Origin of the sequence: Streptomyces himastatinicus ATCC 53653 (genome assembly GCF_000158915.1) — a bacterium.
GTDB classification, from domain to species: domain Bacteria; phylum Actinomycetota; class Actinomycetes; order Streptomycetales; family Streptomycetaceae; genus Streptomyces; species Streptomyces himastatinicus.
Map to the genome: position 1 here is coordinate 9,537,492 of NZ_GG657754.1, position 21,697 is coordinate 9,559,188.

Genomic DNA, 21,697 nt, shown 5'->3' on the forward strand with positions numbered 1-21,697 from the left:
TGTATGGGACACGTTGCCTACGCTGAGGCGCGTTCGAGGGGAGTTTCCGATGGAACTCAGGCAGCTCCGGTATTTCGCGGCCGTCGCCGAGACCCGCCATTTCGGGAGGGCCGCGGAGCGGCTGCACATGGCCCAGCCCCCGCTGTCCCAGGCGATCCGGCGGCTGGAGGCGGAGCTGGGGGTGGAGCTGTTCGCCCGCACCACCCGGCAGGTCGCCCTGACCGGGGCCGGTGAGGTGTTCCGTACCGATGTGGAACGGATCCTCACGGCCGTCGACGAGGCGGTGGCCCGGGTCGGGCGGTTCGCCTCCGGTGTGGAGGGCGTGCTCCGGATCGGCCTGACGGGCTCCGCCTCGTACCGTCAACTGCCCGTGCTGGCCCGGCTGGTGAAGCGCGAGCTGCCGCAGGTGATCCTGGAGGTGCACACCGACATGCTCACGCCCGCCCAGGAAGCGGGGCTGACCGAACGGCGTCTCGACGTCGCCGTGCTGCGTCCGCCGGTGCGGCAGGAGGGCATCGTCCACCGCCCCATCGCCACCGAACCCCTGGTGGCCGCCGTCCCCGAGGGGCACTGGCTCGGCGAGGCGGACACCGTCCGGGTGGAGCAGCTGCGCCACGAGAACTTCATCATGTACGCGGCCGCGCTCGGCTCCGTCGTGGGCGACGCGGTGGTCCGCAGCTGTCTCGCCTCCGGCTTCTACCCGCACCGCGCGTACGAGGTCACCGAGACCTCGGCCGCCCTGGCGCTGGTCGCGGCGGGGCTCGGCGTCGCCGTGCTGCCGGACTCGATCCGGTCCGCACCGCGCGAGGGAGTGGTGTGCAAGGAGATCGAGGACGCGCTGTGCGTCCGCCTGGACCTCGCCTGGCGCGAGGACGACGACACACCGCTGCTGCGCAACCTCCTGAAGGCGCTGGAGCAGAACGACGTGTTCCTCGAAGGAGACTCGGAGGAGAGCGGCATTGAAGATCGTCAAGGTTGAGGCCATCCCCTTCGCCATCCCCTACACGAAGCCCCTGAGGTTCGCGAGCGGCGAGGTCCACACCGCCGACCACGTGCTGGTCCGCGTGCACACGGACGAGGGCCTCATGGGGACCGCCGAGGCGCCGCCCCGGCCGTACACCTACGGGGAGACCCAGGAGTCGATCGTGGCGGTGATCGACAAGATCTTCGCGCCCCAGATCCTGGGCCTGACACCGCTGGAACGCGAGGCGGTCCACGACAAGCTCGACCGCACCGTCGGCAACCCGGCCGCCAAGGCCGCCGTCGACATGGCGCTGTGGGACATCCTCGGCCAGGCCGCGGGCATGCCGGTGTCCGGCCTGCTCGGGGGCTATACCGACCGGATGCGGGTCAGCCACATGGTCGGGTTCGCGCCCACGGACGAGATGGTGGCCGAGGCGCTGCGGATCCGGGACACGTACGGCATCACCACGTTCAAGGTGAAGGTCGGACGGCAGCCCTACCGCGCCGACGTCGACGCCTGCCGGGCGCTGCGCGAGGCCCTCGGCCCGGACGCCGGGCTGTACATCGACGGCAACCGCGGCTGGACCGCGTCCGAGTCGGCGCGCGCCCTGCGGGAGATGGCCGACCTCGGCCTGACCTTCGCCGAGGAACTCTGCCCCGCCGACGATGTGCTGGGACGGCGCTGGCTGGTCGCCCAGAGCCCCGTCCCCTTCATCGCCGACGAGAGCGCCACCCGGGCCGCCGAGGTCACCCGGGAACTCCTCGGCGGATCCGCCACCGCCATCAGCATCAAGACCGCCCGCACCGGGTTCACCGCCTCCCAGCGCGTGCTGCACCAGTGCGAGGGGCTGGGTGTCGAGGTGGTCATGGGCAACCAGATCGACGGCCAGATCGGCACGCTGTGCGCGGTCGCCTTCGGCGCCGCCCACCGGACGGCCTCCCGGTACCCGGGCGAACTGTCGAACTTCCTCGACATGGAAGACGACCTCCTCGCCGAGCCGCTGACCATCGAGGGCGGCACCCTGCGCATCCGCGAGGGCGCCGGGCTCGGGGTCGACGTCGACCCCGCCAAGCTGGCCCGCTACCGCCAGGACCGCTGAACGGCCGCGGGCACGACCACCGACACGACCACCGAAACGACCTAGGGACAAGGAACGCCATCATGACCGACATCAGCACCGAGCAGGCCACGGCGGCCGCGTCCGGGGCCGCCGCCACCGAGCGGTTCCGCACCAAGGGGCACACCGGCGCGGCCGGGGCCGACACCGCACGTGTGGACACCCTGGTCTCCGAACTTCTCGCCGCCACCCACGACATCATCCGCCGCCACAAGCTGAGCTACGCCGAGTACGACGCGCTCAAGGCGTGGCTGATCCAGGTCGGCGAGGACGGCGAATGGCCGCTGTTCCTGGACGTGTGGGTCGAACACGTCGTGGAGGAGGTCGCGAGCGAGAACCGCGAGGGCAGCAAGGGCACCATCGAGGGCCCGTACTACGTCCCCGGCGCCCCGAGCCTGCCCGCCGAGGCCACTCTGCCCATGCGCGACGGCGAGGAGGGCACCCCGCTGCTCTTCCAGGGCCAGGTCACCACCGCGCTCGGCACCCCGCTGCCGGGCGCCGTGATCGAGATGTGGCACGCCGACAACGACGGCTACTACTCCCAGTTCGCCCCGGGCCTGCCCGAGTGGAACCTGCGCGGCACCGTCGTCGCCGACGCCCAGGGCCACTTCGGGATCCGCACCATCGAACCCGCGCCCTACCAGATCCCCACCGACGGCTCCTGCGGACAGCTCATCGCCGCCGCGGGCTGGCACGCCTGGCGTCCCGCACACCTCCACCTGAAGGTGTCGGCGCCCGGCCACCAACTCGTCACCACCCAGCTGTACTTCAAGGGCGGCAGCCATGTCGCGGACGACATCGCCCAGGCCGTGAAGCCCGAACTCATCCTCGATCCCGGCCCCGCGGCGGACGGCGGCGGCCGCGAGGTCACCTACGACTTCGTCCTCGACAAGGCGTGATGCGCGGTGCTGTTCGCGGTACGGATGGACGTCGACCTGCCGCGCGACCTCGACCCCGAGGTGCGCGCTGACCTGGTGGCGCGTGAGAAGGCGTACTGCCACGACCTCCAGAAGGCGGGCACCTGGGTCCACATCTGGCGGTGCGTCGGGCAGTACGCCAACCTCAGCGTCTTCGACGTCGAGGACAACGAGGAGCTTCACCGCATCCTGTGGAACCTGCCCCTCTTCCCTTATATGACGATCGACGTCACACCCCTGGCCCAGCACCCGTCCGACCTGGCGGCCGAGGGCACCGGGGTGTGACCGGCAGGACAATCGAAGGAAACGGAGACGGACACCATGACGACGGCTGAACCGCGCGTGGCGATCGTGGGAGCGGGGATCGGAGGGCTGACCCTCGGGCTCTTCCTGCGGCAGCGCGGCATCGACGCCGAGATCTTCGAACGGGCGGAGGAGCTGAAGGAGACCGGCGCTGCGGTGGCACTGTCCGCCAACGCCACGCGGCTGCTGGACGAACTCGGCCTCGGCTCCGCACTCGCGGAAAGCTCCGCGGTCCCCACCGAACTGGTCTACCGCCACTGGCGCGACGGCCACCGGGTGGCCGCGCACCCGGTCGGCAGCGCGTACCGCGAGCAATATGGCGCCGCCTACCGCGGTGTGCACCGGGCGGTGTTCCAGACCCTCCTGAGCACCGCGTGGGGCCAGGACGGGCTGCACCTCGGAGCGCGGGTGCGCGGTCTGGCCGAGGAGCGCGACGGCATGCGCCTGGAGCTGGACGAAGGCCCCGGCGAGGGCCGCTTCGACCTCGTCGTCGGCGCCGACGGCGTCCACTCCGCGGTCCGCCGCTGGGTGCACGCCGGTGAACCCGCCGCGTACTCGGGCACCAGCGGCTTCCGGGGCCTGGTCCCCGCCGAACGGGTGCCCTCGCTGCCCGATCCGGGTGCCATCCAGTTCTGGATGGGGCCGGGCGCACACGTCCTGCACTACCCGATCGACCGGCAGGGCACGATCAACTTCCTCGCCGTGGTCCGCGGACCCGCCCGGTGGACCGCCGATTCCTGGCGCGCCGAGGCCGCTCCGGGTGAACTCACCGCCGCCTTCGACGGATGGCATCCGGCGATGGCCGAAATGGTCACCGGGGCGCCGCAGAGCGACCGGTGGGCCCTGTTCGGCCAGGACCCGCTGCGCAGCTGGACCCGCGGCCGCGCCGTACTGCTCGGGGACGCCGCGCACGCGATGCTGCCCCACCACGGGCAGGGCGCCAACCAGACCATCGAGGACGCCGCCACCCTGGCGGACTGCCTGGCCGAGGCGGGCGGACCGGGGAATTACGGCTCCGCGCTGAGCCGTTACGAGCGGCTGCGCCGCGTCCGCACCCGGCAGGTGCAGCGCAGCTCCTGGGTGACCTCGGACCTGCTGCATCTGCCCGACGGGCCCGCCGCAGAGCGGCGCGACCGCAAGCTGGCCACCGTGCCCGAGGACTTCGGCTGGATCCACGCGTATGACGTACGTGCCGGACGCGGCGTACGACGTGCCAAGACGGCGACCGGCGCGGGCCGGTTCGGTCGAGACGGTTGACACTCCCGCGGGGCTCACTGACCATGCGCAAGATGGGAGCGCTCCCATCTCTCCCCGTCCTCAGCACGGCCGCCCCGAAGGAGACCCAAGCGCATGACTCGAAGAGCCGCGCCCGCGGCCGTGGTGCTGCTGGTGGCCGCCGCCGGCCTGGCCGGTCCCCAGCAGGCGAGCGCCTTACCCGACGGGGGAGCGCGGTCCGCCGCCTCCTCCGCCGCCGCGGAAGGCCCCGCCCTCAGCGTCGACACCACCACCGGCCGCAAGGCCATCGACCCGCACATCTACGGGATCAACTTCGCCGACGAGGCGCTGGCCGAGGAGCTGCGCCTGCCGGTCCGGCGCTGGGGCGGCAACGCCACCAGCCGCTACAACTACAAGCTCGACGCGTACAACGCGGGCCACGACTGGTACTTCGAGAACCTGTACTACGAGAACGGCACCGCCCAGCTCCCGGACGGCTCGCAGGCCAACAAGTTCGTCGAGCAGGACCGCCGCACCGGCACCGACACCGTGATGACCGTGCCGATGAGCGGCTGGACGACCGCGGCGCGCAACGCCGCCTGCGGCTTCAGCATCGCCAAGTACGGGCCGCAGAAGGCGAATGACGCCCAGTGGCGCCCGGACTGCGGCAACGGTGTGAAGAGCGACGGCACCAACGTCACCGGCAACGACCCGAAGGAAACCAGCGTCCCTGCGGGCCCGGAGTTCACCAAGGGCTGGGTCGAGTACCTGAAGCGCACCTACGGCAGCGCGGACGACGGCGGGGTCGGCTTCTACAACCTCGACAACGAGCCCGACCTGTGGTGGAGCACCCACCGGGACGTCCACCCGGAGGGCACGGGCTACGACGAGATGCGCGACAGCACGTACGCCACCGCCGCCGCCATCAAGGACGCCGACCCGGGGGCGCAGACCCTCGGCCCGGTCGGCTGGGGCTTCAACTCCCTGGTCTACTCCGGCCTCGACCAGAAGACATGCAGCGAGAAGGGCGGCGACTGCTGGTCCAATCCGCCCGACCGGGCGGCCCACGGCGGGCAGCTGTTCGCGCCCTGGTACCTCCAGCAGATGAAGGCGTACGAGCAGAGCCACGGCCGCCGCATCCTGGACTACTTCGACGAGCACATCTACCCCCAGCAGACCGGGGTGTTCGGCGGCGGCGTGGACGCGGCCACCCAGGAGCTGCGGCTGCGCTCCACACGGCAGCTGTGGGACCCGAGTTATGTGGACGAGAGCTGGATCAACCAGCCCGTCCAGTTCATCCCGCGCATGCGCTCCCTGGTCGACGAGAACTACCCGGGCACCAAGCTCGCCATTACCGAGTACAACTGGGGCGCCCTCGACCACATCAACGGGGCCCTCGCCCAGGCCGATGTGCTCGGCATCTTCGGCCGGGAGGGGCTGGACCTCGCCACCCTGTGGGATCCGCCCACGTCCACCGAGCCAGGCGCCTTCGCCTTCCGCATGTTCCGCAACTACGACGGCAACGGCGGCTCCTTCGGCGACACCGCGGTCCGCGCCGCCAGCGCCGACCAGGACAAGCTCGCGGTGTACGCGGCCGAGCGCAGCAGTGACAAGGCGCTGACCGTGATGGTCGTCAACAAGACCACCGGTGATCTGACCGCCCCGGTGTCCGTGACCGGCAGCAGCGCGCCGGGTGGCTCGGCGCAGGTCTACCGGTACGGCCAGGACGATGTCACCGCGATCGAGCACCTGGCCGACCAGCCGCTGACCGACGGCGGTTTCACCGCCACGTTCCCGGCCTACTCCATCACCGAGTACGTCCTGCCCGCCGGATCCTCCGAGGCGAAGCCGCCCACCGCGCCCGGCACCCCGTCCGCCACCGCCGTCGCCTCCGACCGGGCCACCCTCACCTGGGGCGCGTCCACCGCCGGATCGTCCCCGGTGGCGAGCTACCAGGTGTACTCCGGTGACACCACGGGTGCCCCGGTCGCCACGGTCGACGCCCCCGCCACGAGCACCACCGTCACCGGACTGTCCCCGGCCACCGCCTACACCTTCCGCGTCGTGGCCAAGGACACCGCGGGCCGCAGCTCCCCGCCCTCGGCCCCGGTGCGGGTGACCACGGCCGGGGCCCCGGCGTCCGCCTGCACGGTCGGCTACGCGGTGGGCAGCGACTGGGGCAGCGGCTTCACGGCCACCGTCACCATCACCAACAAGGGCCCTACCGTGAACGGCTGGCAGCTCGGCTTCTCCTTCACCGGCAACCAGAAGGTCACCCAGGGCTGGAACGGGACCTGGAGCCAGAACGCCACCGCGGTCACCGTGAAGGACGCGGGCTGGAACGCCACCCTGGCCACCGGCTCCTCCACCACCATCGGCTTCAACGGCTCCTACACCGGCGGCAATCCCGCACCCCGGGACTTCACCCTGAACGGCAAGCCGTGCACCGCCCCCGGCACCGCGGCCGCCGCACACATCGCGCCACCGGTGGGCCATGCGCCCGGCCCGGACGCGTTGCCGGACCGGAGGAGGACACGATGACCGCGTACGCCTTCGGACGCACGCTCAGGGCCGCCCTGCTCGCCACCGTGCTCGCCCTGGCGGCGGCCCTGCTCACGGTGCCCGCCAAGGCGTCCGCCGTGAACGCCCTCAGCATGCGCGGCGCCGATGTGTCGACCGCGCAGCGCGCCCTCGACCTCGGCGCCAAGTACTACGACGCGGCCGGCAACGCCGCCGACCCCCTCGACATCCTCAAGGGCGCCGGCGTCAACTACGTCCGCCTGCGGGTCTGGAACAACCCCGCCAGCGGCTACAACAACAAGGCCAAGGTGCTGGCCTACGCCAAGACGGTCAGGGCCAAGGGCCTGAAGCTGCTGGTCGACTTCCACTACTCGGACACCTGGGCCGACCCGGGTAAGCAGTACAAGCCCGCGGCCTGGGCGAGCCACGGCATCGGCCAGCTCCGGACCGACGTCTACAACTACACGTACGACGTCTGCAACAGCCTCAAGGCCCAGGGCACCGCCCCGGACAGCGTGCAGATCGGCAACGAGATCAACGTCGGCATGCTGTGGAACGACGGCAAGGTGGTCAACAACGACTTCACCAACCTCAGCCTGCTGCTGAAGGCGGGCTACAACGCCACCAAGGCGTGCAACAGCGGCACCCAGGTGATCATCCACACCGCGAACGCGGACAGCGACGCGCACGCGCGCTGGTTCTACGACGGGATCAAGGCGAAAGGCGTCAGCTGGGACCTCACCGGGCTGTCGTACTACTGCATGTGGCACGGCTCGCTGTCCACCCTGTACGACGTCACCGCCGACATGCGGTCCCGGTACGGCAAGGACGTCGTCATCGCCGAGACCGCGTACCCCTTCACCACGGCCAACGCCGACAGCACCGGCAACTCGGTCACCTCCGGCTGCTCGGGCTATCCGCTCACCTGGACCGGCCAGGCCGCCAACTTCACCGACGTCCAGAACACCGCCCGCAACGCCGGTGCGATCGGTGTCTTCTACTGGGAGCCCACCTGGTACGCGGTCCCCGGCAACGGCTGGGACCCGGCCGACATCAACAACAGCGGGGACGGCTGGGACAACATGGCCGTCTTCAACTGGACCGGCCACCTGAACCCGGACATCCGGTGGACCTCATAGCCACCTCACATCCATGTCATCGCACACACGATCGATTACCTGGGTACACTTGCCGTCATGGGCGCGTATCTCCAGGGCTCGCTCTTCGACCAGGCCGACACCATCGGCCTCGGCCCGCTGCACGGGGTGCGCAGGACCGAGCTGCGGGACGGGGCCTGGATCGATGTGCTGAGCGGGTGGCTGAGCGGGGCGGACACGCTGTTCGCCCGGCTCGCCACCGAGGTCCCGTGGAAGGCCGAGCGGCGGCGGATGTACGACCGTACGGTGCAGGTCCCGCGGCTGCTCGCCTTCTACGGCGCGGACGACGCCCTGCCCCACCCCGTCCTCGCCGAGGCCCGGGACGCGCTCTCCGCGCACTACGCGGCCGAGCTGGGCGAACCGTTCGCCACGGCCGGGCTGTGCTACTACCGCGACGGCCACGACAGCGTGGCCTGGCACGGCGACCGGACCGGCCGCGGCCGCAGGGAGGACACCATGGTCGCCATCCTGTCCGTGGGTGCGCCACGCGATCTGCTGCTCCGCCCCCGCGGTGGCGGGGCCACCGTGCGGCGCCCGCTCGGACACGGCGATCTCCTCGTGATGGGCGGCTCCTGCCAGCGGACCTGGGAACACGCGATCCCCAAGACCTCGCGGACCACCGGACCGCGGATCAGTGTGCAATTCCGGCCCGCCGGTGTGCGCTGAGCACCTGGCCCCTTGAGCCGACCAGCGCTTTGCCCGATGCTCGTGCAGGAACCATGCACCCGCTCGGGCCCCTGGCTGGTGCGATCGCGAGGAAGGTGGCGGCGGATGCGTACCGAGCTGGAGGGCGACTCCCTGCTGCGGAAGGTGCGGCTGATCCTGGGGGCCTTCGAGACCGGGGCGCCGGTGCTCGGTCTGTCGGAGCTGGCGCGGCGCACCGAGCTGGCGAAGACCACCGTTCACCGGGTGGCCACCGAGATGGTCGGCGTCGGTCTGCTGAACCGGCACGGCCGCCGCTACGAGCTGGGCTCCCTCCTCTTCGAGCTGGGCCAGCGCGCGCCCCGGACGAGAGCCATGCGGCTGATCGCGGCCCGCTACCTCGAAGACCTGGCGCTGACCACGCGGGAGACCGTGGTGCTCGCCTTTCCCCGGGAACCATGACGTGCTCTTCGTCGAGAAAGTACTTCAGCCAGCGCGGCGGCGGTGTCGCCGTCACCGAAGGTCGAAGGGCCGGGTGCCGTTCCACTGCGGGGCGTCGGGCAAGGCGCTGCTGGCCTTCGGCGCCGAGGCGCTGCGCGAGGGCGTCATGGCCGCACCGCTGCGCCGCCGCACCCCGTGGACGATCACCGATCCGGCCCGGCTGGAGGCCGAGCTGGAGCAGGTGCGTGCACAGGGCTATGCCGTCGACCGCCAGGAGCTGGTCGTGGGCTACGCGGCGGTCGCCGCGCCCGTGTTCGTCGACGGTGTCGCCGTGGCGACCCTGACCGTGGTGGGCCCGGTCGAGCGCCTGGACGTGCGCAGACTGGCTCCCGTGGTCGGGGCCGCAGGCCGCGCGCTGACCCGGGATGTCGCGCCGGTGAAGGGCTGATTCCGGCAAGCGGCCGCGTGCGCGAACTTTTCGGTCCGGTGACCGGGCCATTGGCATTTCCTCCCTCCGAGCCTCCGCGAACAATGCGTGAACAGCCGGGCCGCGGCTGGTGATCGTAAGAGGCGGCCGATGGAGGGCCCATACATGGCAGAACCGAAAGGTGCCCCGCGCCAGGTGCGCACGGCGGCGATCGCGAGTCTGGTCGGCAGCGCCCTGGAGTGGTACGACTTCTTTCTCTACGGCACCGCCGCCGCGCTGGTGTTCAACACCCTGTTCTTCCCCACCTTCGACCCGCTGGTGGGAACGATCGCCGCCTTCGGCACCAACGCGGCGGGATTCCTCGCCAGGCCGCTCGGCGGGATCGTCTTCGGACACTTCGGTGACCGGCTCGGCCGTAAGTCGATGCTGGTCATCACCCTGATGATCATGGGGGTTTCGACCTTCCTGATCGGCCTGCTGCCGGGCTACGCCACCATCGGGGTCTGGGCCCCGGTGCTGCTGGTGGGCCTGCGGATCGTGCAGGGCATCGCCGTTGGCGGCGAGTGGGGCGGCGGTGTGCTGATCGTCAGCGAACACGCCCCGGACCACCGCCGCGGCTTCTACTCGGCCTGGAGCCAGACGGGCGTGGGGCTCGGGTTCGTCCTGTCCGCCTCGGTCTTCACCCTGGTCCAGGCCGTGACCAGCAAGGACGCGTTCCTCGCCTGGGGATGGCGCGTCCCGTTCCTGGCCGGGATCGTGCTCACCGCCGTGGGACTGGTGATCCGGATGCGGGTCATGGAGACCCCCGCGGCCCGGCAGGCGGCGCCTGCCGGGAAGAAGGCCAGGCTGCCCATCCTCGACGTCCTGCGCACCCATCCCAAGGCGGTACTGATCGCCTTCGGCGCGCGCATCGCCGAGAACGGCGCGCTGTACGTCTTCCTCACCTTCAGCCTCTCCTACGCGGCCACGATCGGGCTGGACGGCAACCTGGTGCTGACCGCGGTCGTGGTGGGGATGCTGGCCGAATCGTTCACGATGCCGATGTGGGGAGCGCTGTCCGACCGCGTCGGACGCCGCCCGGTCTATCTGGGCGGTGCGATCGCGATGATCGTGTGGGCGTACCCGTTCTTCTTGATGTTCGACTCGCGCAACCCGGTCCTGGTGTTCGTGCCACCGCGCTGTTCGCCTGGGCGGGCGCGTCCTGGCCGATCGCCCTGTTCCTGATGGGCATGGGCGCGGTCACCGTCATCGCGGTGGCGCTGGCCCCCGAGACGGCAGCACACCCCCATCACGGAGAGGAGTCCGTTCCAGCATGTCCTCGCCCGAACATCTCGCACACGGGACGTTGATCCGCTACCTGGAGCTGTGCGACGTACCCCCGCCGCCGGACGCCACCGGCAGACTGGAGGACCTGTTCACCCCCGACGCCGTGTGGGAGGGCGTGGGCCCGCTCTACGCCGCGAAGTTCGGCCGTACGACCGGAGCGCGGGCCATCGCGGAGATGGTGGCGGCGCATCTGCCGCCGAACCCGCACTTCCGGGCGAACGTACACCTGCTCCACCCCGGTACGACGTCCGTCAAAGGTGACGAGGTCCGGGGCAGGTGGCTGATGCAGCAGCTGTCCCGGTACGCGTCCGGAGCCGCCGAACTCGTCGTGGCCAGGCTGGAGGTGGACTTCCGTATCGAGGGGGACACCGCCCGCATCCGCCACTTCCGCACCGAGCGCGTCTTCACGACCTCCCTCCCCACGGCCGAGGCGGCGGCGCGATGACGGCACCCGAGGGCGGCCGGACGATGCTCCTCACCTGCTACCGCGACATCCGCCCGTACGGCTGGCCCCATGTGGACCTGTTCCTGCACGACCCGGACGGCAGGGAGCTGAACTGGGTCCACTGGGCGGCCGCCGAGGAAGGCCCCGAGGGCGCCGACGCCGCCTGCGCGGCCGTCGAACCCCGGCTGCGCAGAACCACCCCATGGCGCCACGGCATCCGGGCCGACGGCAGCGACTACTGGACCGCTCACGCCGAGTGGAACGAACAGCCGGACCGCACCGACTCACAGGAAGAGGCGGAATGACCGCATCAACCGAACCCGCCCCCGCCGGAAGCCCTTCCGGCCCCGATATCGCCACCCTGGTCCAGGAAGACCGCGTGGACATCTCCCTGTACACCGATCCGGAGCTGTTCGAGCTGGAGATGGACCGCATCTTCAACCGCACCTGGGTGTGGGTGGCGCACGAGAGCGAGATCCCGAACGCCGGTGACTTCCGTACGTCGATGGTCGGCCGTCAGCCGGTGATCGTGACCCGCGACCGGCGTGGTGGCATCAACGTCCTGCTGAACCGCTGCCGCCATCGCGGCGCCAGCCTGTGCGAGGCGCCCCGGGGCAACGCCAACGGGTTCACCTGCCCGTACCATGCCTGGTCGTACGCGCTCGACGGAAAGCTGCGCGGCATCCCGTACCCGGACGGCTACGAGGACGTCCTGGAGAAGAAGGACTTCCCGCTGCACCGGCTGAAGGTGGACAGCTACGCGGGGATGATCTTCGCCAGCTTCAACCCGGACGTCGAACCCCTCGCCGACTTCCTGGGCCCGGCCAGGCACTGGATGGACCTGTTCATGAAGCAGGGCGCGGGCTTCCCGGTCAAGGTGCAGGGCGAGCACAAGTTCCGGTTCAACGGCAACTGGAAGATCCAGCTGGAGAACACCACCGACGGCTACCACTTCCCGATCGTGCACCGCTCCTGGATGTCCTCCGTGGACTCCGAGACCGCCGAGATGCTGTCGTTCATGACCGACGAGAAGGCGGTCACCCACTCCCTGGGCAATGGCCACAGCGTCATGGTCATGGTGCCGGAACACGTCGACCTCGACGAGGACGACGGCACCGAGCAGTTGCAGGGGCGCTTCGGACACATCGTCGAGGAGCTGTCCCGGGATTACGAACCGGCGCAGGTGCGGCGCATCGTGCGCTCGATGCACGGCGCCGGGTTCAACCTGAACCTGTTCCCCAATGTGGCCATGTCGATGGCGTTCTTCCGGGTGCTGCGCCCCCTCTCCGCCACCGAGACGGAGATCCGGCACATGGCGCTGGGCCTGGACGGCGGCCCGGAGATCGTCAACCGCGAACGGCTGCGGATCCACGAGCACTTCCAGGGTCCGTTCGGGTTCGGCAGCCCCGATGACTCCGAGGCATGGGACCGCGTCCAGCGCGGCGCCGCGGCCGGTCCCGGCGTGCCGATCATGGTGAACCGCGGGCTGTCCCGGGAGCAGGACGACAGCAAGGGACGCGTCGCGCACGCCACCGACGAGACCGGTATGCGCGAGGCGTACGCGATGTGGAAGGCGATGATGACCGATGTCCGTTGAGCCCCCCACTGCGGAAGCGCTGGTGGCACCGGAGCTGCCGCACCTCGCCGACCCCCGGACCGCCGCGGCCGTCGAACTCGTCTGGCGCGAGGCCCATCTGCTGGACCGCAAGCAGTACCACGCGTGGGACCGGCTCTGGGCCCCCGACGGCAGGTACGTCATCCCCATCGACCCGGAGACCGAGGACTTCGAGTCCACGCTGAACATGGTCTACGACGACGACCGCATGCGCCGCATGCGGATCGAGCGGCTGACCTCCGGCCACTCGATCTCGGTCGCCGCCGCCGCGCGCACCGTGCGCACCCTGTCCCGGTTCGTGGTCCAGCACCACGACGACGCGACCCTGACGCTCAGCTCCGCACAGGTGCTGGTCGGCCACCGGCGGGAGCAGACCTTCGTGCTCGGCGCGGACGTCACCCACCGGGTCCGGCTGGACGGGCCCGAGCCGCTGATCCAGGAGAAGGTCATCCGGCTGGTCAATTCCGAGGACGCCGTCAACGCGTCCGGCTTCCTGCTGTAGGTGAGGCACACGATGATCAGGGCCACGGTCAGCGAGATCACGGCCGAGACCGGCGCGGTGAAGTGTTTCCGGCTGCGGCGCAGCGACGGACTCCCGTTCGCCCCGTACGAGGCGGGGGCGCACGTGGACGTCCTGGGCCCGAGCGGCATCACCCGGCAGTACTCGCTGTGCGGGCCGCCCGACGACGGCGGCGCCTATGTGATCGCCGTCAAGCGGGAGGAGTGCTCCCGGGGCGGGTCCTCGGCGCTCCACGACCAGGTCGTGGCCGGTGACGAACTCGTCGTCAGCGAACCCCGGAACCTCTTCCGGATCGAGCCCGGGGCGGCCCGCCATGTGCTGGTCGCGGCCGGTATCGGGATCACACCGCTGCTCAGCATGGCGTACCAACTCCGCCGTACTGGCGCGCCGTTCCGGCTGCACTACTTCGCCTCCGGCCGGGAGGGGGCGGCGTTCGTCCCGCTCCTGGAGAGTGCCGAGTTCGCCGCCGACGTGGAGTTCCACTTCGGGCTCGGCCGGGACGCACAGCCCGGGCTGCTGGCGCGGGCGCTGGCGGATGCCTCCCCCGCGACCCATGTCTACACCTGCGGCCCCAAGGAGTTCATGCAGCGTGTGGTGGAGGTGGCGACCCGCTCGCTGCCCGAAACCCACGTCCACGTCGAACACTTCCAGCCCCTGGAACCGGCGGCCGAGGCCGGGGACGCGTTCGACGTGGAACTGGACACCGGCGAGGTGTTCACCGTTCCGCCCGGGCGGAGCATCGTCGACGTGCTGGTGGAGGGCGGCATCGAGGTCGACACGTCCTGCCGTGAGGGCATCTGCGGCACCTGTGTGCTCCCGGTGCTCGACGGCGTACCGGACCACCGCGACAACTGCCTGACCCGGAAGGAGAAGGAGGCCGGCGACCAGATCGCCACCTGTGTGTCCCGGGCCCGGACCGCCCGCCTCGTACTGGAGCTGTAACCCGCTGGGAGGGAAGAACACCGATGCCGCAAGCACGGTACGAAACGACGGCTCTGTCCGCCCTGGTCGCGCAGGTGGCCGAGGGCGGGCTGAGCGCGGGCGAGGCGGTGGGCGGCGCTCTGGAACGCCTCGACGCCGCGGAGCCCGACATCCGGGCGTGGGTACGGGCGGACCGGGACGGGGCTCTGGACGCCGCCCGGCGGCTCGACACGGCGCCGTCGGGCGGACAGGTGGGCGGGCTCCTGCGCGGAGTCCCGTTCGGGGTCAAGGACATCATCGACGTCCGCGGACTGCCGACCGAATGCGGCTCACCCCTGCGGCAGGGCCGGGTGGCCGCCTCCGACGCCCCGCTGGTCGCCCGGCTCCGGCAACTCGGCGCGATTCCCCTGGGCAAGACGGTCACCACCGAGTTCGCCTACTTCGCCCCCGGCCCCACCCGTAATCCGCACCACCTCGCGCATACGCCCGGCGGCTCCTCCAGCGGTTCCGCGGCCGCCGTGGCGGCGGGCGTGGTGCCCCTCGCGCTCGGCAGCCAGACCGCCGGTTCGCTGACCCGGCCCGCCGCGTACTGCGGTGTCGCGGGCTTCGTGGCACCGGTCGGCGGACCGCTCGACACGACGGGGTTCGCGGGCCTGTCCCACAGCCTCGACGCGGTCGGGCTGCTCACCCCGACCGTCGCCGATCTGCGCCTCGCGTATCTGGCCCTGACCGGTGCGGACCGGCTTCCCGGCCCGCCCGAACCCCCCGCGCGCCCGCGGCTCGCGGTGTGGCCGGGCGCCGAACTGGCCGAGGTGACGGACACCATGCGAGCGGCCCTGAAGCACACGGCCGACCGGGCGGTGGCGGACGGCGCGGTGCTCGTGGACGTCGACTGGGCCGCGCGGACACCCCGGCTCGCCGAGGCCCACGCCACGGTCATGGCCTACGAGGCCGCCCGCGCCCTGGCCGCCGAAGCCACCCAGCCGGAGCGGCTGAGCGCGCCCCTGAACGAACTCCTCGCGCGGGGCCGCGCCACCACCGCCGCGGACTACCGCCACGCGCTGGCCGTCGCGGAGCGCGGGCGCACCGAGATGCTGGCGCTGCTCGGCGATGTGGACGCCGTACTCGGCCCTGCCGCCCCCGGCCCCGCCCCCGAGGGGCTCACGGCCACCGGCTCGCCGGTCCTGAGCCGCCCGTGGCAGCTCCTGGGCCTGCCCACCGTGACCGTGCCGGGCCACCGGGACGGCCGGGGCATGCCCCTGGGACTCCAGCTCATCGGCCACCCGGACCGGCTGGAGCGGCTCTTCGCCCTCGGCCACGCCATCGAAGAGGCCATCGGCGCTACGGGGCCGGTTTGATGGTCTTCATCGTGAAGTGGGACGTCACGTTCTTGACCCGCGGGATCGTCATGACGTGCTGGCTGAGGAACGCCTCGTAGGCGGTCAGGTCGGCCACGGCCACGCGCACGAAGAAGTCGGGGGTGCTGAACAGCCGGCGCAGTTCGACGACCTCCTCGGCCTGGGTGAGCGTCCGCTCGAAGTGTCCGGTGGTCTCCGCGTCCTGGGAGTCGAGGCTGACGTCGAGCAGCACCTCGAAGGCGCGCCCCACGGCCACGGGATCGATGACGGCCCGGTAGCCGCAGATGACCCCGTCGGCCTCCAGCCGCTGCACCCGCCGCAGACACGGCCCGGTGGTGAGCCCGACCCGGCGGGCCAGCTCGACGTTGGTCAGCCGCCCGTCACGCTCCAGCTCGGCGATGATTGCTCGGTCCATGGCGTCCATAGCATAAAGATTGCACGATCAGGGGCGTGTCCTGCAATATTCGCAACCACATGGCGCGCGTTCCGCGAGACGATGAGCAGGTGCGACACGACGTTCCCACCCAGATGGCAGCGCCGGATCCCCTGCCGGATCCGGCCTCTGCCCCCGCCCCCGCCCTTGCCACCAGGAAGCAACGCATCGCCGCGGGGGTGCGTGATTCCTTCTCGGCCGGGCTCGGGATCTTCCCGCTGGGCATCGCTCTCGGCCTGCTGGTCATCCAGGCCGGGCTGCCGTGGTGGCTGGCCCCCGCGCTGTCCCTGTCCGCGTTCGCCGGGTCCCTGGAACTGCTGCTGGTGGGCATGGTGGCCGCCGTCACGCCGCTGGCCTCCATCGCGCTGACCGTCCTGGTGGTCAACTTCCGGCATGTGTTCTACGCGTTCTCGTTCCCCCTCCACCTGGTCAGGAACCCGTTCGCGAAGGCGTACGCCGTCTACGCGATGATCGACGAGGCGTACGCCGTCAACGCCTCCCTGCCCGAGGCGGAACGCTCCGCACCTCGCATGCTGGCGATGCAGATCGCCTGCGAGGTCTACTGGGTCGGCGGCGGGCTGATCGGTGTCGCCCTGGGGGCGGCGCTGCCCGGGCCGATCAAGGGCCTGGAGTTCGCGCTGTGCGCCCTGTTCACCGTGCTCACCCTGGACGCGTTCCGCTCACGCCATGAGGTGCACTCCGTGCTGCTGGCCGGGGCCAGTGTCACGGTCGCGCTCGTCCTCACCCCGGGCGTCGCCCTGTTCACCGCGCTGCTGCTGTTCGTCGCCCTGCTGCTGGCCCGCCACGCGTTCACCACCCGCCGCCCCGCCTGCCGTGCCGCCGAGGAGGCCGTCGATGCCTAGCACGTCGTACCTGGTCGCCGTCCTCACGATCGTCTTCACGATCACCCTCGCGCTGCGGGCCGTGCCCTTCGCGGTGCTGCGCACCCTGCGCACCTCGCCGATCGTGCGGCAGCTGTCGGCGTGGATGCCGGTGGGCATCCTCGCGATCCTCGCGGTGACCGCCCTGCACGGCAGCGTCGCCGCCGAACCGCACACGACGTCGTACGCGCTGCTCGCCGTGGCCGTCACCGTGGGCGTCCACCTCGCCTGCGGCCGCCGCACGATCCTGAGCGTCGGCATCGGCACCGCCGTCTACGTGGCCCTCGTCAACGCCCTCTGATCCGCGAGGCGTTGCTGCCTAGACGGTTTTCAACTGACCGCCGTCGACCACGAGATCGGCGCCGTTGACGGCCCGGGTGCGGCCGGAGGCGAGCATCCGCACCACCTCGGCCACCTCTTCCGGCTCGGTGAGCCGCCCGGTGGTCAGCCCGGCGGCGCCGGGGAACGCCTCCAGGAACTCATCGAGGGTCTTGCCGGAGGCGGCGGCCAGGCCCGCTCCGAACCCATCGGCGTCCAGCCAGGCGGGGGTGCGCGTCGGCCCGGGGGAGACGGTGTTCACCCGGACGCCCTTCGGGCCCAGCTCCATCGACAGCGCCTTGCTCAGATTGGTGAGCGCCGCCTTCGCCGCGCCGTAGTCCACCGTCGGGGGCTGCGGACCGCGCGCCCGCGCGGAGGACACGTTGATGACAGCGCCCTGGCGCTCCGTCAGGGAGGGCAGGGCGGCGCGGATGGTGCGGACGACGCCGAAGAAGTTCAGCTCGAACGTGTGCTGCCACTCGGCGTCGTCGATGGCCGCGAAGCCATCGGTCCTCGGGGAGAACGCGCCGACGTTGTTGACCAGGACGTCGATCCCGCCCAGTTCGGCCTGCGCCTGCCGGATCAGCTCCGCCGGACCCTCGGGAGTGGCCAGGTCGACGGACACCGTCGACGAGGCGGCCTCCTTCAGCTCCGGCGTGATGGTACGGGCGGCGCCGGTGACGCGTATGCCGTCCGCTTCGAGCGCGCGGACCACCGCCAGCCCGATGCCCTTTGCTCGCGCCGGTCACCACAGCGGTTTAGAGGGGGGGCTCCTTGCCTATGCGGGGAGTGCTTCGAGCGCCGCGTCGACGACCGACGCGAGCAGCTTCCGGTCCGGCAGCGAAATGCTCATCACGCGCAGCCCCTGCACCATCCTGGTGAGGAACGCGGCGATGCTCTCCACGTCCGACTCGTACGGGATCTGGCCCGCGGCCCGGGCGCTGTGCAGCGCCGAGGCGAAGGCCGACCGGGTCGCGTTGATCGCGTCCTGGGCGATGCGGGCCGCCATCGGGTCGTGCGCCGCCCGCTCCACGATCGCCCCCACGAGGAGACAGCCCGGGCGGTCCCGCTCCGTCAGCGAGTCGTCGACCCGCTCCAGCAGCAGGTCCCGCACCGCCTGCCGGACCGGTACCTGACGGGACAGCTGGTCTCGCAGATGGCGGTTGACGACATCGACGTAGTGGCGCAGCGACCGCTCGTACACCTCCTGCTTGCTGCCGAAGGCCGCGTAGAGCGAGCCGCGCCCCAGGCCGGTCACCTCGCACAGATCGGCGACCGAGGTCGCCTCGTAACCCTTCGCCCAGAACAACCGCATGATCTTGAGCAAAGCCTCGTCTTCCGCGAAGCCGCGCTGTCTCGTCATGCCCCGCAACCTAGATCTTGGTGGACCGATCGGTCAACAAAGCCAGCCGTTTTCGTGCGGTTGTCTGGGTTATGTCGGCGAGGATGTGCCTTCTTTCTGGACTGATCGGTCAGCCGTGCAGCGCGGTGCGCAGCGTGTCCGCGGCGAGCGTGATGGCCGCCTGCGCGGCGTGGGTGCCGCGCAGCGCGTTGAGCATGACGAAGTCGTGGATGATGCCCTGGAAGCGCACCGCGGTGACGGGGACACCGGCCGCGCGCAGCTTGTTCGCGTACGCCTCGCCCTCGTCGCGCAGGACATCCGCTTCCGCCGTGATGACGAGGGCGGCGGGCAGCCCGGTGAGCTGCTCGGTGGTGGCCCGCAGCGGGGAGGCGGTGATCTCGGCGCGTTCGCCCTCGTCGGTGGTGTACTGGTCCCAGAACCAGCGCATACCGTCGCGGCGCAGGAAGTAGCCCGTCGCGAACTGGTGGTACGAGCCGGTGTCGAAGCCCGCGTCCGTGACCGGGTAGAACAGCACCTGCTGGAGCAGGGACACATCGCCGCGCTCCTTGGCCATCAGGGTCAGGGCGGCGGACATGTTGCCGCCGACCGAATCCCCGGCCACGGCCAGCCGGGTCCCGTCCAGGCCCTTGTCCGCGCCGTCCCGGACGATCCACCGGGCGACGGCGTAGTTCTGCTCGATGGCGACCGGGTTAGCGGGCCTCGGGGGAGAGGTCGTACTCGGGGAACACCACGGCGGCGTCCGCGCCGACGGCGAGTTCGCGCACCAGGCGGTCGTGGGTGTGGGCGTTGCCGAACACCCAGCCCGCGCCGTGGATGTAGAGGATCACCGGGAGTGTCCCGGTGGCGCCGGCCGGTTTGACGATACGGACCCGGACGCCGCCGGTGGGGCCGCCGGTGACGGTGATCCACTCCTCGTCGACCTCCGGCTTGCCGATCTCGCCGGACTGCACCTCGTCGACGGCCTTGCGGCCCTCGGCCGGGGCGAGGTCGAACAGGTACGGCGGGTTGGCGGTCGCCTCCGCGAAGGCGGCCGCCGCCGGTTCCAGGACCGGCTGAACGGGCCTGCTGCCGTCGGACATGGGTCACTCCTGACGTGTGGTGTCGTGTCGTACGCCGGTGGAAACCAGACAGAGTGGTCCCCGTGGGCGAAGGGGACGGTGCGGGTCGTGCGGTGGCCGCCACGGGGATCCGTCGGCAGGACGCTAGGCGCGGCGCCGCGCCCCGCCTTGACCAGGGGCGCACGGCTTGTCGTCCATCAGCGCACGGGCCGGGCCCACGAGGGTCGTGGCGTGGGGGCGGCGTTCGTCCGCGCGTTCGCCCGCGCGGTCGCGGGCTCGATCGTGGGGTTGCTCGCGTGCGGCGCCCACCGGCTCCCGCCACAGCGCCTGCCATTCGCGGGGGGACATTCCGTAGGCGGCCCGGAAGACCCGGCTGAAATGGGCCGGGCTGATGAATCCCCAGTGCTGGGCCACGGCCGCGACCGTACGGCTCGACCGGCCGCCGCGCGCCAGCTCTTTCCGGCATTCCTCCAGCCGTCGCTGTCGGATCCACCGGCCGACCGTGGTGCCGTGTTCCTGGAAGAGCTTGTGCAGATAGCGCACGGAGATTCCGTGATGCCGTGCGATCGTTTCCGGTGAAAGCCCGGAATCCGCCAGGTGTTTGTTGATGAAGGCGTGAACGCGGGCCAGATGCGCGCGGTCCGCACCGGCGCGCCGGTCCTCCATGTCGCCTGTGCCGAGCGTGTCGAGGGTGTCGAGGACGCCCGTCGCGAGCGTGGCCAGCAGATCCAGCAGGGTGCGGGCGATCTGCCGCCGGATGGGCCACGGGTGGGGACCAGCGCCGTCCGCGAGCCGGGAAATGATGGGCAGCAGCATGGCCGACAGCGCCGTATCGGGCTGGATGGGGCGCGCGATGAGGTGGGGCAGCTCGGCTTCGGAGAGCCCCAGCGCCCGGCGCGGCATCACGAGGACTTTCGCCCGGTACGCCTCCGGCATGACCAGGGTGAAGGGGTGCGAGGCGTCGTAGAAGGCCAGGGCCCCGGGGAGAAGCGATTCCGTCCGGCCGTCCTGATGGACCGTAGAGGTTCCGCTCTCCTGGAGCCGGGCCATCAGACAGTCACGGCCGTCCGCGAGAATGTGTCCCGGATCGCGGGAAATCGTGAGCGGATCCGAGTCTATTGAGGCTATCTGCACGGGGCCGAGCCCTTCCGCCGTGATGCGGGCCGACCATTGATCCGGCCTTTCCAGACGCATATCGACGGAGAGCAGGGCGCGCGATACGGCGCCGCTCCAGTGCGCCGGTTTGTCGCCCGGCGGAAGTGTCACCGGGCAATGCAGGGCGTGCCCGCCGGATAACCTGCGCTCGGCAGGCCGGGTGCCGCTCAATTCCCACCCACTGGCGCATTCTTGTACACCACACAGTCCTCCTCGGGTACCGTTCGCGGTCGGGTGTGGAGAGCGTAGGTTCGTGCGGTGAAAGAAGAGTGAAAACGGGGGGCCCTCGGGGACCGGTGCCCCCGGCAAGTGAGTTCCTGCGGTTCGAGATCCTGGGGCCGATGCGCGCCTGGCGGTCCACGACCGAGCTGGACCTGGGGGTTCCCCAGCAGCGGGCGCTGCTGGGCCTGCTCCTGATACGGACCGGGGAACACCTGCGGCTGAGCGAGATCGTCGACGTCCTGTGGGCGGAGCGGCCTCCGGCCACCGCCGTGAACGTGGTCCACCGGTACGTCGGTCTGCTGCGGCGGCTGCTGGAGCCGGGGCTGCCGCCCCGGGAACCCGGGCAGTCTGCTGCTCCGCGAGGCGGGCGGCTACCGGC

The 21,697-nt window shown here is 71.0% G+C and carries 23 protein-coding genes and 2 pseudogenes; 20 read left to right on the forward strand and 5 right to left on the reverse strand.

What is annotated here, in order from left to right:
- Positions 1 to 49 precede the first annotated feature (49 nt).
- From SSOG_RS40315 to SSOG_RS40390, 17 genes are all read left to right on the forward strand, one after another.
- Positions 50 to 979, forward strand: a complete 930-nt coding sequence (locus tag SSOG_RS40315) for a LysR substrate-binding domain-containing protein (protein WP_009720081.1) — start codon at positions 50 to 52, stop codon at positions 977 to 979.
- Positions 960 to 2,063, forward strand: a complete 1,104-nt coding sequence (locus SSOG_RS40320) for a mandelate racemase/muconate lactonizing enzyme family protein (RefSeq protein WP_009720082.1) — start codon at positions 960 to 962, stop codon at positions 2,061 to 2,063. Before SSOG_RS40315 ends, SSOG_RS40320 begins: the two co-directional genes overlap by 20 nt.
- A 62-nt stretch (positions 2,064 to 2,125) precedes the next feature.
- Positions 2,126 to 2,980, forward strand: a complete 855-nt coding sequence (gene catA, locus SSOG_RS40325) for a catechol 1,2-dioxygenase (protein WP_009720083.1) — start codon at positions 2,126 to 2,128, stop codon at positions 2,978 to 2,980.
- Positions 2,981 to 2,986: 6 nt separating this feature from the next.
- Positions 2,987 to 3,283, forward strand: coding sequence for a muconolactone Delta-isomerase (catC, locus tag SSOG_RS40330; RefSeq protein ID WP_039939881.1), 297 nt, complete (start codon positions 2,987 to 2,989; stop codon positions 3,281 to 3,283).
- Between the two features lie 36 nt (positions 3,284 to 3,319).
- A complete protein-coding gene (locus tag SSOG_RS40335; RefSeq protein WP_009720085.1) occupies positions 3,320 to 4,558 on the forward strand; it encodes an FAD-dependent monooxygenase in 1,239 nt (412 codons plus the stop codon).
- 93 nt (positions 4,559 to 4,651) lie between these two features.
- Entirely contained in the window at positions 4,652 to 7,057 is a 2,406-nt protein-coding gene (locus SSOG_RS40340) for a glycoside hydrolase family 44 protein (protein WP_009720086.1), read from the forward strand.
- Positions 7,054 to 8,175 (forward strand): glycoside hydrolase family 53 protein, encoded by a 1,122-nt coding sequence (locus tag SSOG_RS40345; RefSeq protein ID WP_039939883.1) that lies wholly within the window; start codon positions 7,054 to 7,056, stop codon positions 8,173 to 8,175. Before SSOG_RS40340 ends, SSOG_RS40345 begins: the two co-directional genes overlap by 4 nt.
- Positions 8,176 to 8,232: 57 nt before the next feature.
- Entirely contained in the window at positions 8,233 to 8,859 is a 627-nt protein-coding gene (locus tag SSOG_RS40350) for an alpha-ketoglutarate-dependent dioxygenase AlkB (RefSeq protein WP_009720088.1), read from the forward strand.
- Positions 8,860 to 8,964: 105 nt separating this feature from the next.
- Positions 8,965 to 9,297, forward strand: coding sequence for a helix-turn-helix domain-containing protein (locus SSOG_RS49775; protein WP_050800132.1), 333 nt, complete (start codon positions 8,965 to 8,967; stop codon positions 9,295 to 9,297).
- A 1-nt stretch (position 9,298) separates the two neighbouring features.
- Positions 9,299 to 9,724, forward strand: coding sequence for an IclR family transcriptional regulator (locus SSOG_RS49780; RefSeq protein WP_078510525.1), 426 nt, complete (start codon positions 9,299 to 9,301; stop codon positions 9,722 to 9,724).
- Between the two features lie 144 nt (positions 9,725 to 9,868).
- Positions 9,869 to 10,927: an MFS transporter gene (locus SSOG_RS40360; protein WP_208867428.1), complete on the forward strand. Its 1,059-nt coding sequence runs from the start codon at positions 9,869 to 9,871 to the stop codon at positions 10,925 to 10,927.
- Positions 10,928 to 11,015: 88 nt separating this feature from the next.
- The gene (locus SSOG_RS40365; RefSeq protein WP_009720091.1) at positions 11,016 to 11,474 is read left to right on the forward strand and encodes a nuclear transport factor 2 family protein; all 459 of its coding nucleotides are present in this window, start codon (positions 11,016 to 11,018) and stop codon (positions 11,472 to 11,474) included.
- Complete coding sequence (locus SSOG_RS40370; RefSeq protein WP_050800134.1) at positions 11,471 to 11,779, forward strand: hypothetical protein; 309 nt, start codon at positions 11,471 to 11,473, stop codon at positions 11,777 to 11,779. Before SSOG_RS40365 ends, SSOG_RS40370 begins: the two co-directional genes overlap by 4 nt.
- Positions 11,776 to 13,071 carry an aromatic ring-hydroxylating oxygenase subunit alpha gene (locus SSOG_RS40375; RefSeq protein ID WP_009720093.1) on the forward strand — a complete coding sequence of 432 codons (1,296 nt, stop codon included), beginning with the start codon at positions 11,776 to 11,778 and terminating at the stop codon, positions 13,069 to 13,071. Before SSOG_RS40370 ends, SSOG_RS40375 begins: the two co-directional genes overlap by 4 nt.
- Positions 13,061 to 13,591 carry an aromatic-ring-hydroxylating dioxygenase subunit beta gene (locus SSOG_RS40380; RefSeq protein WP_039939886.1) on the forward strand — a complete coding sequence of 177 codons (531 nt, stop codon included), beginning with the start codon at positions 13,061 to 13,063 and terminating at the stop codon, positions 13,589 to 13,591. The genes SSOG_RS40375 and SSOG_RS40380 overlap by 11 nt, the downstream gene beginning before the upstream one ends.
- A 12-nt stretch (positions 13,592 to 13,603) precedes the next feature.
- The gene (locus SSOG_RS40385; RefSeq protein WP_039939887.1) at positions 13,604 to 14,551 is read left to right on the forward strand and encodes a PDR/VanB family oxidoreductase; all 948 of its coding nucleotides are present in this window, start codon (positions 13,604 to 13,606) and stop codon (positions 14,549 to 14,551) included.
- 23 nt (positions 14,552 to 14,574) lie between these two features.
- On the forward strand, positions 14,575 to 15,888 hold the full coding sequence (locus SSOG_RS40390) for an amidase (RefSeq protein ID WP_050800135.1): 1,314 nt from the start codon (positions 14,575 to 14,577) through the stop codon (positions 15,886 to 15,888).
- On the opposite strand, the gene SSOG_RS40395 is transcribed toward SSOG_RS40390, so the two are convergent.
- Positions 15,872 to 16,312, reverse strand: a complete 441-nt coding sequence (locus SSOG_RS40395; RefSeq protein ID WP_009720097.1) for an Lrp/AsnC family transcriptional regulator — start codon at positions 16,310 to 16,312, stop codon at positions 15,872 to 15,874. The two genes, SSOG_RS40390 and SSOG_RS40395, sit on opposite strands and share 17 nt — an antisense overlap.
- A gap of 80 nt (positions 16,313 to 16,392) precedes the next feature.
- Between SSOG_RS40395 and SSOG_RS40400 the strand changes: the two genes are divergently transcribed.
- Complete coding sequence (locus SSOG_RS40400) at positions 16,393 to 17,184, forward strand: AzlC family ABC transporter permease (protein ID WP_245606488.1); 792 nt, start codon at positions 16,393 to 16,395, stop codon at positions 17,182 to 17,184.
- Complete coding sequence (locus tag SSOG_RS40405; RefSeq protein ID WP_009720099.1) at positions 17,177 to 17,503, forward strand: branched-chain amino acid transporter permease; 327 nt, start codon at positions 17,177 to 17,179, stop codon at positions 17,501 to 17,503. The genes SSOG_RS40400 and SSOG_RS40405 overlap by 8 nt, the downstream gene beginning before the upstream one ends.
- Before the next feature lie 18 nt (positions 17,504 to 17,521).
- On the opposite strand, the gene SSOG_RS40410 is transcribed toward SSOG_RS40405, so the two are convergent.
- From SSOG_RS40410 to SSOG_RS40425, 4 genes and pseudogenes are all read right to left on the reverse strand, one after another.
- Complete coding sequence (locus SSOG_RS40410; RefSeq protein ID WP_009720100.1) at positions 17,522 to 18,235, reverse strand: SDR family oxidoreductase; 714 nt, start codon at positions 18,233 to 18,235, stop codon at positions 17,522 to 17,524.
- A 63-nt stretch (positions 18,236 to 18,298) separates the two neighbouring features.
- Positions 18,299 to 18,883, reverse strand: coding sequence for a TetR/AcrR family transcriptional regulator (locus SSOG_RS40415; RefSeq protein ID WP_039939889.1), 585 nt, complete (start codon positions 18,881 to 18,883; stop codon positions 18,299 to 18,301).
- Between the two features lie 109 nt (positions 18,884 to 18,992).
- Positions 18,993 to 19,962: pseudogene (locus tag SSOG_RS40420) on the reverse strand (alpha/beta hydrolase).
- A 123-nt stretch (positions 19,963 to 20,085) separates the two neighbouring features.
- Positions 20,086 to 21,207: a helix-turn-helix domain-containing protein gene (locus tag SSOG_RS40425; protein WP_154686037.1), complete on the reverse strand. Its 1,122-nt coding sequence runs from the start codon at positions 21,205 to 21,207 to the stop codon at positions 20,086 to 20,088.
- A 185-nt stretch (positions 21,208 to 21,392) separates the two neighbouring features.
- Between SSOG_RS40425 and SSOG_RS40430 the strand changes: the two are divergent.
- Positions 21,393 to 21,697: pseudogene (locus SSOG_RS40430) on the forward strand (winged helix-turn-helix domain-containing protein); the annotation flags it as partial.

Bases quoted from the DNA above. Each gene is read 5' to 3' on its own strand.
- SSOG_RS40415 (WP_039939889.1), bottom strand. From the start codon at position 18,883: ATGACGAGACAGCGCGGCTTCGCGGAAGACGAGGCTTTGCTCAAGATC.
- catA (WP_009720083.1), top strand. From the start codon at position 2,126: ATGACCGACATCAGCACCGAGCAGGCCACGGCGGCCGCGTCCGGGGCC.
- SSOG_RS40350 (WP_009720088.1), top strand. From the start codon at position 8,233: ATGGGCGCGTATCTCCAGGGCTCGCTCTTCGACCAGGCCGACACCATC.
- SSOG_RS40385 (WP_039939887.1), top strand. From the start codon at position 13,604: ATGATCAGGGCCACGGTCAGCGAGATCACGGCCGAGACCGGCGCGGTG.
- SSOG_RS40315 (WP_009720081.1), top strand. From the start codon at position 50: ATGGAACTCAGGCAGCTCCGGTATTTCGCGGCCGTCGCCGAGACCCGC.
- SSOG_RS40340 (WP_009720086.1), top strand. From the start codon at position 4,652: ATGACTCGAAGAGCCGCGCCCGCGGCCGTGGTGCTGCTGGTGGCCGCC.
- SSOG_RS40370 (WP_050800134.1), top strand. From the start codon at position 11,471: ATGACGGCACCCGAGGGCGGCCGGACGATGCTCCTCACCTGCTACCGC.
- SSOG_RS40390 (WP_050800135.1), top strand. From the start codon at position 14,575: ATGCCGCAAGCACGGTACGAAACGACGGCTCTGTCCGCCCTGGTCGCG.
- SSOG_RS40395 (WP_009720097.1), bottom strand. From the start codon at position 16,312: ATGGACGCCATGGACCGAGCAATCATCGCCGAGCTGGAGCGTGACGGG.
- SSOG_RS40345 (WP_039939883.1), top strand. From the start codon at position 7,054: ATGACCGCGTACGCCTTCGGACGCACGCTCAGGGCCGCCCTGCTCGCC.
- SSOG_RS49775 (WP_050800132.1), top strand. From the start codon at position 8,965: ATGCGTACCGAGCTGGAGGGCGACTCCCTGCTGCGGAAGGTGCGGCTG.
- SSOG_RS40405 (WP_009720099.1), top strand. From the start codon at position 17,177: ATGCCTAGCACGTCGTACCTGGTCGCCGTCCTCACGATCGTCTTCACG.
- SSOG_RS40365 (WP_009720091.1), top strand. From the start codon at position 11,016: ATGTCCTCGCCCGAACATCTCGCACACGGGACGTTGATCCGCTACCTG.
- SSOG_RS40375 (WP_009720093.1), top strand. From the start codon at position 11,776: ATGACCGCATCAACCGAACCCGCCCCCGCCGGAAGCCCTTCCGGCCCC.
- SSOG_RS40380 (WP_039939886.1), top strand. From the start codon at position 13,061: ATGTCCGTTGAGCCCCCCACTGCGGAAGCGCTGGTGGCACCGGAGCTG.
- SSOG_RS40335 (WP_009720085.1), top strand. From the start codon at position 3,320: ATGACGACGGCTGAACCGCGCGTGGCGATCGTGGGAGCGGGGATCGGA.
- SSOG_RS40360 (WP_208867428.1), top strand. From the start codon at position 9,869: ATGGCAGAACCGAAAGGTGCCCCGCGCCAGGTGCGCACGGCGGCGATC.